Raw genomic sequence first — 12,848 nt, forward strand, 5'->3', positions numbered from 1 at the left:
ACGAGCGATCAGCGAGGCACCCGCGAGGCCGCGCCACTGAGCTGAGCGAAATGCACCCAGCAACATTGTCACTCACGGCGGGCCAATAGCAGCCCTGCTCCCGCACTTCCCAATAACCCGGCACACACTCGATTGAACAGGCGCCGCATGGAGGGGCGCGAGAACCAGTGGCGCAATGCCTTGCCGAAGAACGCGTAACCGGCGATGGCGACCCACTCCAGCATCAGAAATAGCGCCCCGAGTATCAGGAACTGAAGCCCTACGGAACCCGCAGGGTCGACAAACTGGGGCAGGAACGCGGTAAAGATCAGGATGGCTTTGGGGTTGCCCGCTGCCAGCAGGAACTCCTGTCTCGCCAGTTGAAGCAGGTTTTTGCCACCCGGCGCCTCGCTATCGCCTTCTGCTGGGTCTGCGTTCCAGAGCTGATACGCCAGCCAGAAGAGGTACAGCCCACCGGCGATTTTGACGGCGAGAAACACCTTTTCGGAGGTATGCAGCACGGTGGCCAACCCGGTAGCGGCCAATGTAATCATGCCCACAAAGGCTACCAACCGACCCATCCCCGCATAGCAGGCCACCCGCATGCCGTATCGCTTGGCATTCGCCATGGAGAGCAGATTGTTGGGGCCGGGGGCCATGTTCAGGGCAAAACATGCAGGTATGAATAACAGGAGCGTCATCAGGGTCATGTCGGTTCCCACCATCTAAAGTGAAAAGGGTCAGCTCCCGGCAGCCAGCTCATCTGCCTTCGCCCTGAGCTGATTGGTGACACCAAACGGAATATGAACAGAAGGCACCACCGCACTGTCAGACTGCAAATGGCCAGACTGATCATCGAAGAAGATATGCGGCTTCAACACACCCAACACTCTGCCCTTCTCGATGCCGCCGAGGAAGAACGCATCGTTGGCCATGACGCCCCAGCTTTTCAGCGTTTTCAAGGCGCGCTCATGGGAAGGCGCATTGCGGGCGGTGACAATCGACACGCGTATACGGTTTTCATACTCGGGGTGCTGCTGCTTGTACGCTTCTTCCGCCGACTGGATTCTTGAAATGCGTACCAGGAACTCTTTCAGTGGCCCAGGATGGTGGGGCTGCATCACCTTATTGACTTCATGATCATGGAAGGCCGTGAGTCCTGATGCCTGCATAACCGACTCGGATTCGTCGCCCGCCAGCACGCCATCAAAGTCAAAAGCGATGCGCAGTGTCTGGTCGTCTTCATCATCGTCAAACATGGAATCCAGCACCTGCCCCGCCGGGTGCCCGCTGCCAATGGCGGCCTCCACGTCAGGCTTGTGGCCAGACAAAAATAGCGCAATGTTCAACGCGGGAATGTACTCATAGGGCGAACGCCCCTGCATAAAGATCGCCCGGGTAATGCCCAGCCCGTAGTGCTCGATGGTTTTCATAACGCGCAAGCCGGTATCCGGGTCGTTGCGTGACAGCAGCACCACCTCCACCAGCGGGTCTTCCGGGCTGGGGCTCAAGTCGTTCAACGCCAGCAGCCGCTTGATAAACGGAAACGCGATGCCCTTGGGGAGCGGAACCTCAAGATTCTTCTCCTGATATTCGCGGTACTGCTCCTCCCCCTCGCGGCGAAAGACGGCATCGGATTCGCTCAGATCAAAGACCGCACTGGAGGCAACGCCAATGACCAGACGGTTATCGAGTTCGTAGGGCATGCGCTTCCTTTGTGGGTGGTTGGCTTGTTGCGTCAAGTGCCTTATTAGCATCCTCGATGTCATGCTGGCTAAATACCTGAATATCGTGTCGGCGCAACAGCGCAGCGGTAACCCCCATCCCAGGGTTCCTATTTCCTGAGAAGTGACCGTCGTAGATGAATGAACTGCCGCAGGAAGGGCTAGCCTCAGCCAGCACGGCTATTTCAATATGAAACCTTTTGCACAGCTCCAGGGCCACCGACGCACCAGCAATAAAACTATCAGACACAATGTTGCCGCCTTTTTCCATGACGTCGGCCTCACCGTCTAACACACTGTTTCCACAGCCCTCGAAGATTTCCGCAGGCTCCCTGGGAATACTCATGCCTGCTTCCACCTCTGGGCAAACAGATACCACTCGGCCTTCAGAAATCCACCGCGCCACGATTTGATCATGTACCGGTAGGCTACCACCGTCGTACCGGACACTTTTCCCTAGAAGACAGGCACTCATTAGCACTTTTTTCACATTTACCCCCCTGTCACTGTGATGCAGACGCTTACTCTCACCAGATGCACAATGTAAGCAGAGATGTTGCATCGAATGGATGGCCTGACCCCGTAGTTGAAAACCAGATGACCATACCGCTCATCGTGATTATCGCGTGCTGGCCGCAAGGTGCGCACCCAAAGTGACGGACAAGGCATTTGAGGTGGCGCAGCCTAGGCTAATTTTCACCACCTCCATATGCGAAACAGCTCGCATATGAACACCATCGCATGCCCTGCAACACCACTTGCTTGATCACCTAAGCAGTATCTTGTGATATATTTTTACATGCTACAAACTCACCCTTACCTACGGGCAGCGTTGTCGCCGTGAATTCGCCGCTGGTGTTGATGAAACAAAAAAACTCGTCCAGTTCTTCTGCATGCGAAATCGCATTATCGCAAACAAGAAGCCCGCCAGGCCGCACAAGAGAAACGATTCGACCAGCAAGCTGAAGGTAGCTTGATCGATCTGCATCGAGAAACACCAGATCAAACAGCTGATCACAAGACTCGAGAAAATCCATAGCATCGGCTTGTACTAGTGCAATTTTGTGTTCAAGACCTGCCCGTTTGAAGTTATTTTGGGCCTGAGCAACCTTGAAAGAGGAAACTTCTAGCGTGGTTATATGCCCATCCTCTGGCAGCGCAGAGGCTATCCACAGTGTGGAATAACCGTTTGATGTACCAATTTCCAACACCCGCTTCACAGCGCTTGCCTTTATAAGCACTTCCAAAAACTGTCCTGTATGCCTAGTGATATTGAGATACTTACGGTCTCTATCTTCTACCGACGCATCATTCTCTTGACCTAGTATCTCCAACTCTTTGAGAATTTTCTTGAGCTCCACGGCGCGCCTCCTGGCAAGTAACACTGGTTATTATATCGGACTCAAAACGAGAAACGGAGGCAGACCCTAACCCCGGAACGGCAAGTGTCGTTTACCATGGGCGAGCATCGGCCTCTACAATCCTTGCCTTGCTCTTTCTATTGCAGCCGTGACCGCCGACAAGGCCTGAGGGCTATTCTTCCAGCAGGTAGCCTCAAGCATTAATGCGATTTTTTCCGCAACTACTTCTGGGTCATGGCTCGCCAACTCTGCAAAGGAGTTTATACCTATTTCCTCAAAACGTTTGACCACTGTAGGGCCTACCCCCTTCACTTCGAGTAGCGCGTTTCTTTCTGAGGTATTGAACACCATAACGAAACCCCTTGAATTACATACAGTTTGATCGCAGCAGCATGAACTACTCCAACTCGTTACACAAAAGGCTAAACATGCACTTCAACCTTACCCGCTCCGGCAGCATGACCAACTTCGAGCAGACAGCGCTCTTCTACTTCTGAAAGGCCGCCTTCCGTCATGGCCCGAGGATAAATCAGGAGCTTCGGTTTCCTTTTGAAGAGACCTTTAGCACCCACCTTTGCCAAGCCTTCCTTCATGCACTCGACGGCTGGCATAAATGTTCCTACCAGCAGCCTCGTAGTGGTGAAAGGCTCTTTTGGCTCGACGACAACCGTATTGTTATTTGCAGTGAATACAATACGATTTTTCAAAATCTCCGCTTTTACTTCCATTTTCTCTTGACCTCCCTTGAAGTATGCTTTATGTCTTTTATTGATCAGAACCATGAACCCGAAACCAGAAAATTCTCCCAACACCAGATAAAAAGGAAAGCGACGGCGTGACTCGCCACTACGGACGATAAACAACCTTCGTCACTTGGCTTCAGACTTGCCTCGGAACTCAATATAGCACTTTTCGTTACAACGCCGATAATTGATAAGTCTCATTTTTAACACCGCATCACCAATGGCAACTACGGGGCAAAGCGGAGGTTTTAACATCAATTGGATGACTTTGTTATGCGCGCTGCCGTATATCACGGATATCCTCGGCATCTACCGGCCGTGAGAGCGCAGATTTATACCTTATCAGATCTTCCCGCAGCATAAGAGGAAGCTCAAGACCCAACAAATTTACGGTATCAAAGCGAGAAAAATCTATATTGAGCGGTACCCACTGCTCGTTGCCTGAATCAAATATCTTCGGACCATCAGCGTTGCCTACCTCGACTTTAATGCCTTCATACTTGAATTGAACATAGGTGAGATCCCAGCCTTCCTCTTGGCGGTGAGCGGCAGCTTTGGATACAAATTCCTGACCAGCCTGTACCACTGATGAAAAGTGCTCACCAGGAACGAAAAGGTCGATGTCATGCAGATCACGCTCAGCGCCATAGCCTTTCGCTGCGAGCCCACCACAAATTATGAAGGGTATATTTCTATCTCTTAGTAACCCTACGATCCATTGCGTGGCTACTTGATGCATGATTCCTCCTCTACGCTAAACGCTCGGCTTACACACCAGGTTCTGGGCGCTCAATACTGGTAAGGCAGTCGTCGTGAAGTCATTGGTTAGAAAAAATTGGTCGATTGATATAACTGACCATATTTACGTCACCTAACGATACATGACTCAGCCCACAATTATCGTGCGGGAACCGTGTTCTTCGGGGCAAAGCCAGTATGCTGTTTAATAATTCGCGAAGCATGTGCCCGTGTGTTACCACCAATAACCTGGAGTGAGGCTGGGTGTCGATTAGCTTCTTCGCCTGTACCACACGCTCCATGAATGCACCTGGTGACTCATTTTCATGGGGGTAGTCATGGCCTGATACGTGGCGGAAATACTTGGGCTCCTCTCGGGCAGGAGCATCAGTTAGTAATCACTGCCCCTCAGCTAAACAAGGGTGAACCTCAATCTCTATTTTGGCAACCTCAGCAAAAGGTTGAATGGTTTGCAGGGCTCTTGGATAAGGAGAGCACAGAATGCACTAGATCTCCAATTCCAAGAGGCTTCCTATAATGCTTTGTGCCTGATCGTGGCCATGCTGTGTGAGCGCGTCACGGCTTCCTGTTGCTAACGCACCATCACGGTTCGTTTCTGTTTCTGCGTGTCTCAAGAGGAATATATGCATACTTGATTTCTTTTAACGCTTTGCTCACCGGAAAACTGGGAGCGCAGCGAGTAATTTTTCCGTGTGCAGCAACTTGTTAGAAGGCAAATAGCAATACGCTTCGGGTTGCCGCAGGTCTTTTTCACTATGAAGAAAGTCCATATTTATTGTGCTATCGATACAATCCATCTAATCCAGGCAGCGAAAAGAATTGAGAGGGATTTCCTGTTTTGGTTTCATAGTCTCGATTGAGACGACTACTGCTTGTAACTAGAACACAATAATTTTTCGCTCTAGTTATTCCAACAAAGTGTAAATTCAACTCCTGCTCCCAATTATCATATATTACATCGAAGCAACCTCGAACAAATTTTCTTTTAGGGTGAATCCAATCGTATAGATCCAGGTGATAAACAAGCCCAAACTCTAGCCCTTTAGATTTATGAAGTGTCATAATTTGAACTTCATTCTCATTGATCGGCTTATAGTGCTGAAGCAACCTAGACTCCAAGCAGATTGCATTAATGAGCTCTTTATCTGAAGCACTGATATCGACATTTAAGACTTGACCAGTTACATCCACAATCGTATGTGATAGTTCATATTGAACTTTATCACCAATAGTTGATATCATTTTACGCAATACAGATAAATTATTCTTCGAAACTAAAGTAAATGACTGTATATACTCAACAACATCATTTAAGCGATGATGCTCGTCAAATCGAAACCTTAAAAGCTGAGAAAATAAATTACAAACCTTTGTATTTCTAACTGCCAATGGGTCTTCGTCAAAGATTCGAAACGGTACATTCAATCCATTACTAAGAAATTCTAGAGATATGTTATTTCTTACGAGTATTCCTATTTCCGAGTATGATTCAACTAGGTTGTTTTTAAGCGCAAGTTCAATTGACTCATTTATTTTTTCAGTAACATCTACTTGAGTACCTGTATAGCAGCGCCTATATACTCTGATATCACTAGTTGGCAATAAATCACATTCAGCGTCGTAAAGCCGGTTAGAATAATTAGTAATTGATGGGTGACAGCGATGGTTGATATTTACGATATGATGTTCGAAGACATCAGGTTTGTTTGTTAATTCTTTAATAAATACAGGATCACTCCCACGCCAAGCATAGATAGACTGTTGTACATCACCAACTGCAACACCTACTAGCCCCAGTTCTAATAACTTGAGAAAGAGTACATGCTGTGGCTCAGAGGAGTCTTGATATTCATCTATGTATACCGAGTTGTATTTTGCTGCAATATATCTTTGACAAGCATGAGATTCCGTTATGACATGATTAGCTATCACACCAAGCAGTTCAAGCAAGACAAAACCATGATCGAATAATGTGCCAATATCATCTTCTAAGCATTTAAAAGAAGTTGAGGTTACCTCTTCGCTATAATGAGGCATTACACTCAATTTATCCATAACACATTTAGGTACTTCATCAAGCTTAATACACTCTAGCTGGTGCTTTGTCCTTTCAAGCACTCTTGCTAAAAAAGGGTGTATAATCTCACTCAAACAAAAATGATCAATAGTGCCAAAAAAGCTCATTTTAGTATCGCAAGCATTCCTCTTACATCGGCTTCTTAATTCCTTGCTGGCCTTTACAGTAAAAGTAATTCCAATAACACCTCGATAAGACGGAAGATCTTTAACTTCATTTCTTATCTTTTCTGCAACAACAGTAGTCTTTCCGCTTCCAGGGCAAGCAGTAATGACCATATTTGAATTTGAGCTTATTGCTGCTTTTTGATCTGGAGTAAACGAGAAATCACTCATGTTATTGGCCTACTAACTTAACTGCATGATGCAATGGCTTAGATAACTCACCCCCACTTACTCCTGCAAGCGCCTTTTGATTTTGTGACAAAAATTCTCGCATTCTAATGGCTTTTTTACTCTGCAAGTATTTTACTGCATCATTGATATCGGTCTTTCCGGAATAAGTTAACAATTCATTCGGAAGCTCTAAAGCCAGATCAGCTTCTAGATCAATCTTTGAAAGAAATATTCCGTGTGGATTTATTTGATCTGAAGTCGTTTTCCAAACTCCAGAATCAACTAAGTCTTTCGAAGTTGTTGTTGATGTATAGTCGGGGCCATTAGCTAGGCCAGCCAGTGATAAGCACCTATTAATACCTACAGCTCTTTTATTAACACTATTTTTAATACCTGAAACATCATTATCTGTTCTCAACACCCAAGGTATTTCCATAGCATCCAGAATTTTACTGTAAACTTTAAATTGAATTCCATCAACACTAAGAATTGAAATGTTATGAAAATCCAAATCTATCCCTAGCTGTATTGCCAACTCCTCGTAAAAGAGTTTTTCTGATGGTCCTTCAACCAAAAAAACACAGCTAGAAAAAAAGGCCTCAGCAGGAAGAATGCTCATCCTATAACCTAATTCGTCCCAGGCATCCGAAATGCATGCAGAACAGCCACCGTTAGCCGCCACACTTCCATTTTCAGCCAAGAGAATACGAACTATTGAATTTGGCTTGTATCGTTCTGTTATTTGAGGGGAATGACTTGTAATTATAGTTTGTCCGGGAAGATCATGAATTAAGTAATCAGCTAGTTTGCGTTGTTGATGTGGATGTAAATGAGCTTCAGGCTCTTCAACACAATAAAATGTAACTTCATGGTCAGGATCAAACTCTCTTTGACTTTTTGCCTTCCACAAGGCTAACAATATTTGATTGTTTCGACCGTCACCACCAAGCATTAGTTTTGAACCAGATGTAGATGCACCTAATTCTAAATTTTCAATAAACTGATTTACTTTTATAGCACCAGTATCTAAATGTACACTATAGTTTTCATTTGTATATGATAGTTTTTTCAACTCTTCATTAACTACCGAGGTGGCGTCTTTTACATAGTTAAGCTCCGCAATCTTTTCATTAACTTCATTTAACTTGGCTGATATAGCTACCATTTCAACTTGGTCATGCTCAAGCTCTTCGTCTTCAAGACTGTCTTTAGACTGCTTAAGCAACTTTCTTTTTTCTATTTGAATGAACTTTTGAAGGTCTCTTCGAGATTTTACATAGCGTAAATTTAACTGTTTCAAATAGAATCTTGATGGAATAAGCTCAAGCTCATCATCTGAGCATCCAATAGATATCTCGTAATCAAGTGTATTTCTATTTGCTGTAATAGCAATCACGGCCTTACTTTCATCACTCACACTTCCCTTCAGTGCAGAAAGAACAGCATCCTCATTGATATTAGAAAAATAGATTTTAATAGAGAAAGATTCTGCCTGATTTCCATTGCTATCTATGAAGAAATCCGTAGCTTCCGGTTCAATATCTCTATCTGACAAAGATTTATCAAGTAACAAACGGATGCCATAGAGCAAATTTGTTTTACCGACATCATTGCTTCCAATCAATAGTGTCTTATCAGTAAAACGAATAGTAGCTTCTCGGAAGTTCCTATAGCCTTCAAGACTCACCTTTTCAATTATCAATTTAAGCATCCTTTAAAACAGTCTGAAAGTTCAGGCTTAATAGGAGCAACCCTTCTCTTCAAATTCTTTATGGTTGCAATGAACTACGGTTGCCCTCTAACGCCGCGCTCTGCGGAAATTTGGGAGCGCCAGCGAGTAAATTTTCCGTAGTAGCGCTTTGTTAGAAGAGGTTCACTCTACGAAGCCGTGGTAGAAACCGACAGAGTTGACCGCCTCAACAAATCTCTTAGCTGTCTTTCGGTCCATTATTACTGTCTTTCCGTCAACAGTGATATAGATGCTGTCTTCTGGATAATAAGAGGAACGGCCAATTTCTAGCTCCATTTCCGTCCTTCCACCTTGATCTTTTATCGTTTCCTCGAAATACATGGTGGTAGCCATATAGCGCTCTCCTTGTGTAGCCCAAATTTACTGAATTGAAATTCTTCTAACGCTTGGTTCAGGTGCGCCGTAGGCGTCACTTGGAACCACTTGTTATAACTCCATGAACTGAGGTTGACCGTCATTAATATGCTCCTCAAGAACAGCATCAACCAAGTCTGAAGCTAGTAAATTTGCTTCTCCAGCAGCTTTGTAGATCTCAGCCTGAAGTTCATCATTACCGCGAAATGGATCTTCTATACCTCCAGAGTGTACAACTCTTGAGCGATAATTGTATAAGCGATAAAAATCTTCAGCTCTTTTTTTGCCCAATTTACTTTTTACTAGTTTTTTACATGAGTTGCTTATAGAAAGGCTTTTACACCCTGCAATGGCTAAGCTAAGAGATTTCTTTTTATTTTCATCGATATCTGATATTTCAACATCGCTCATAAGTTTGTCAATTAGTTCTATCTCTTCTGGGGTTCGAGTGTTTTTTGGATCAGATAACATCTCTACCACTGTCATCGATAGTATTAGTCTGACTTTGCTAGAATATTCGAACCTAATGCTATTGAGCATATCTATTGCAGGTAATAAATCAAAAACAACATTATATTTTGTATAATATTTATCAAACTGACTCACCAAATTGGCGCATTGGATTGGCTCAAATTCTTGTGATGGGTTAGGATCGAAAAATTCTGTTCTTGCTTCAAAGACACGTCGAAAAACAAGCTGCTTAAACATTACCCCACTACCTAGAAATGGCTTTTCCATGTTTTTCAACATTTCATGCAGAGGGTAATCATCATGCCCTTCATTAGATAAAGAGACACCTACGTGTTCTGACAGGGCTGACATTTTAAATGCTTGTTCCACTCTAAGCATATCAATTGCAGCCTCTCGATATGTTTCATATTGGGAGCCAACAATCTCCACGCTATTTGAGTCACATAACGGTTTATTCTTTATTGATGAAGTTAAATAGATATCTCTTTCGTCAATTAGCTTTATGCTCGTCTCTTTTGAATCCATCTGATTGTTTGATAGTCGAAATGAAAGCTTAAAGCTAAACATCTAAAAAGTCCTTAATCGCTAAGCAACCATTTGATTGGAGTTATAACAGTGGTTATATAGCCCGCTACATAACCCCAATAACTGAGCGATCACAGTCATTGATGTTATACAGCCCCAAAAAACCACCTAACCTATTGATTTAAAAAAACACTCCATTAGATCAGGCTACATATCCCCTATTATCGTGCCCGCTCGTTTTGCCTGTTAAATCATACTCTATGCATAAAATCTGCTTAGGTCACCTATCTGGCGAAAATTTTTTCGTGGTTTGGGTGGCTGTATCGGCACCGCGCTGCGGTGCTTCGCGGGTGCCTCGCTTTGCTCGTTACGCCGCGCTACGGGGTTGGCTGGCTAGGTGGTTTGATCTTTGCGGGCTGAAGTGGTCTCTTGCTTTGTGATTGGCTTGGGTGGCTGTATCGGCACCGCGTTGCGGTGCTTCGCGGGTGCCTCGCTTTGCTCGTTACGCCGCGCTACGGGGTTGGTGGCGTTGTCGTTGTTGGAGGCATTATCGTTGGATTGGTGGCTTGATCGTCGCGCGCTGAAGCGCCCTCCCACGTCACACATCCTACACCCCTCATTTCCCTCAGCTCCATCGCATCCCTCGCATCCCCTTTCCCCTTTCCCCTTTCCCAACATCTTTCATCTCGCACATGGTGCATCCCCGGCATCGGCTGTCTCAGCCCTCCCCTCGCTCTTGTTGCTGGCCTTCTTTTGCAAAGCAGCTTAGCCTGCTAACTCAACCAGTAAGGGTGTGCGATGCAAGAGACGACGAGGCGGCAGCGGGTGGCGGGCGGGTTGTTGTTGCTGGGGCTGTTGGTGCAGGTGGTGGGCTTTACCGGGGCTTTCGCGGCGGCGCAGGGGGTGAGCTATCTGCTGTGGGCGGCGGTGGTGTTGCTGTGGCGGGATATTCCTCGGCGTTCGCGGCGTCAGGCGGGGGTGTTGAGCGCGCTGGGGGCTACGATGCTGGTGGTGGCGCACACGGTGTATGGGGCGGCGGTGAATTGGCCTGCCATGCTCCAGGGCAATGTGTTCGTGGCCACCATGCTGGTGGGGGTGAGCTTTATTTCCCTGATCGGCACCCAGGGCAACAAGCGTGCGCCGGGCAGGCGGTTGACGGGGGCAGCGGGCGTGCTGCGTACCTGGCTGGGGGTGCATTTTCTGGGCACCATTCTGAACCTTTCCACGGTGCTGATGGTGGGCGACCGGCTGGCCCGGCGCGGGCCGCTGACCACGCCGCAGCTGTTGGCGTTGAACCGGGGGTTGAGCAGCGCGGCGCTGTGGTCGCCGTTTTTTGCCTCCATGGCGGTGGTCATCGCCCTGGTGCCCTCGGTGCAGTACGCCCAGATTGCCGTGGTGGGTTTTCCGATGGCCATGCTCTCGGGGCTATTGACCACATTAGAGCTGCGGCGGCGGTTCGATTTGGCCGAGGTGGATGGTTTTTCGCTATCGCCGCGTAGCCTGTTCATGCCTGCGGGCATGGCGGCGCTGGTCATGCTGTTCCATGTTTGGCTGACGCCTGCGCTGAGCATCGTCAGCATCATTACCTTCCTGATTCCCGGCGTGGCGTTGCTAAGCAACCTGCCTGCGGGGCCGCGCTTTACCCTGCGCCGTTTGCGTCAGCACACCGTCACACGGTTACCGGCCATGCGTGGGGAGATTTCGCTGTTTCTGGCGGCGGGCTTGCTGACCGTGGGGCTTTCCACACTGGTGGCCGCAGCGGCAGGCGATGCGTGGACGCTGTTTGCGCGGTTTGGCGCGCCTCAGGCCATGGCCAGCTTCGCAGCCATTGCCTTGAGCGCGCTGGTGGGGTTGCACCCGATCATTGGGGTGTCGGTGCTGGCCTCGGTGCTCAATCTCAGCGGTGCGGAGCAAACCCTGTTTGCCTTCGTGGGGCTGAGCGCCTGGGCGGTGGGTACCAGCGTGGGGCCGCTTTCCGGTATCAACCTCTCGTTACAGGGGCGTTATGGGGTCAGCGGCTACCAGATGATGAAGAACAACCTGCCCTATGCGGCGCTCATGAGCCTGCTGTCGCTGGGCGCGATCGCAGGCTTGAGCGCCTGGTTGGGCCTATAGCTCAGGTTTCGATGATCTTGTTGGGGAAGCGGTAGAAGTAGCGGTGGCCGCACTGGTGGCAGGGCTCCAGCCGGGCGACTTCGTTGAGCATCACCTGGGCGTCGCAGTGGGTGCAGGCCATCAGGCCGGGGGCGGCGATTTCGCCTTCGCAGTAGTCGGCACGGGCGGCTTCAAGGTCGTCTTCGAAGCGCTCCCGCTCGACGATGCTGCGGTCGGCAATGGAAAGCAGCGACTCTGCCACGCGGCGGGAAAGCCGGTCCAGGTCGATGCCCAGCCAACTGGCCACCTGCTTGCCGGTATCGGCCATGTAGTAGCGCATGTCTTTCAGGTCGCGCTCTACCCAGGCGCGCAGCAGGGCCAGCTCGTCCTTGGTGTACTCTTCCAGTTCGGCTTCAAAGGCAACGGCGTCGTCCAAGTCCTTTTGCAGGTTTTCCCAGGTGAGTTCGTTGGCGCCATCCTGCATGCGTTCCAGCAGGCGCTCGTAGCCTTCGCGAAGGCGATGATCGTTATGTTTTTCCATGGGTCCTCTCCTTTTGTTGCCACAGGTACTGCCTATCATCGGCTAGCCGTTCAAGGATACACCGGCATAGGATACAATCGACGTTACTTATCTGACAGTCGTCATCCACTATTCACTTTGCGCCCTTTTTTTGGG

General features: G+C 48.0%; 13 protein-coding genes and 1 pseudogene. 1 reads left to right on the forward strand and 13 read right to left on the reverse strand.

The genetic code is table 11. The features are described from left to right. Positions 1–68 precede the first annotated feature (68 nt). From IE091_RS09695 to IE091_RS09760, 12 genes and pseudogenes are all read right to left on the reverse strand, one after another. The gene (locus tag IE091_RS09695; protein WP_189463545.1) at positions 69–689 is read right to left on the reverse strand and encodes a LysE family translocator; all 621 of its coding nucleotides are present in this window, start codon (positions 687–689) and stop codon (positions 69–71) included. Between the two features lie 30 nt (positions 690–719). Then, positions 720–1,685 carry a 5'-nucleotidase gene (locus IE091_RS09700; RefSeq protein ID WP_189463546.1) on the reverse strand — a complete coding sequence of 322 codons (966 nt, stop codon included), beginning with the start codon at positions 1,683–1,685 and terminating at the stop codon, positions 720–722. Then, complete coding sequence (locus tag IE091_RS09705) at positions 1,666–2,178, reverse strand: 2-thiouracil desulfurase family protein (RefSeq protein WP_189463580.1); 513 nt, start codon at positions 2,176–2,178, stop codon at positions 1,666–1,668. The genes IE091_RS09700 and IE091_RS09705 overlap by 20 nt, the downstream gene beginning before the upstream one ends. Positions 2,179–2,473: 295 nt before the next feature. After that, positions 2,474–3,064, reverse strand: a complete 591-nt coding sequence (locus IE091_RS09710) for an O-methyltransferase (protein ID WP_189463547.1) — start codon at positions 3,062–3,064, stop codon at positions 2,474–2,476. Positions 3,065–3,178: 114 nt separating this feature from the next. Then, positions 3,179–3,415, reverse strand: a complete 237-nt coding sequence (locus tag IE091_RS09715; RefSeq protein WP_189463548.1) for a helix-hairpin-helix domain-containing protein — start codon at positions 3,413–3,415, stop codon at positions 3,179–3,181. A gap of 71 nt (positions 3,416–3,486) precedes the next feature. Further along, entirely contained in the window at positions 3,487–3,927 is a 441-nt protein-coding gene (locus tag IE091_RS09720; protein WP_229800805.1) for a hypothetical protein, read from the reverse strand. Between the two features lie 151 nt (positions 3,928–4,078). Next, positions 4,079–4,546, reverse strand: a complete 468-nt coding sequence (locus IE091_RS09725; RefSeq protein ID WP_189463549.1) for a nucleotidyltransferase — start codon at positions 4,544–4,546, stop codon at positions 4,079–4,081. A 79-nt stretch (positions 4,547–4,625) separates the two neighbouring features. Then, positions 4,626–5,195: pseudogene (locus tag IE091_RS18660) on the reverse strand (histidine phosphatase family protein). A gap of 151 nt (positions 5,196–5,346) precedes the next feature. Then, positions 5,347–6,978, reverse strand: a complete 1,632-nt coding sequence (locus tag IE091_RS09745; protein ID WP_189463551.1) for a UvrD-helicase domain-containing protein — start codon at positions 6,976–6,978, stop codon at positions 5,347–5,349. A 1-nt stretch (position 6,979) separates the two neighbouring features. Further along, on the reverse strand, positions 6,980–8,680 hold the full coding sequence (locus IE091_RS09750; protein WP_189463552.1) for an ATP-dependent nuclease: 1,701 nt from the start codon (positions 8,678–8,680) through the stop codon (positions 6,980–6,982). Positions 8,681–8,851: 171 nt separating this feature from the next. Then, positions 8,852–9,061 carry a hypothetical protein gene (locus IE091_RS09755; RefSeq protein ID WP_189463553.1) on the reverse strand — a complete coding sequence of 70 codons (210 nt, stop codon included), beginning with the start codon at positions 9,059–9,061 and terminating at the stop codon, positions 8,852–8,854. A 93-nt stretch (positions 9,062–9,154) separates the two neighbouring features. Next, complete coding sequence (locus IE091_RS09760; RefSeq protein WP_189463554.1) at positions 9,155–10,120, reverse strand: hypothetical protein; 966 nt, start codon at positions 10,118–10,120, stop codon at positions 9,155–9,157. 756 nt (positions 10,121–10,876) lie between these two features. Between IE091_RS09760 and IE091_RS09765 the strand changes: the two genes are divergently transcribed. Continuing rightward, the gene (locus IE091_RS09765; protein ID WP_189463555.1) at positions 10,877–12,193 is read left to right on the forward strand and encodes a hypothetical protein; all 1,317 of its coding nucleotides are present in this window, start codon (positions 10,877–10,879) and stop codon (positions 12,191–12,193) included. Between the two features lies 1 nt (position 12,194). On the opposite strand, the gene IE091_RS09770 is transcribed toward IE091_RS09765, so the two are convergent. Next, positions 12,195–12,713 (reverse strand): zinc ribbon-containing protein, encoded by a 519-nt coding sequence (locus tag IE091_RS09770; protein WP_039179834.1) that lies wholly within the window; start codon positions 12,711–12,713, stop codon positions 12,195–12,197. Between the last annotated feature and the right edge of the window lie 135 nt (positions 12,714–12,848).

The organism is Vreelandella hamiltonii (assembly GCF_014651775.1).
In the GTDB taxonomy this organism is placed as follows: Bacteria; Pseudomonadota; Gammaproteobacteria; order Pseudomonadales; family Halomonadaceae; genus Vreelandella; species Vreelandella hamiltonii.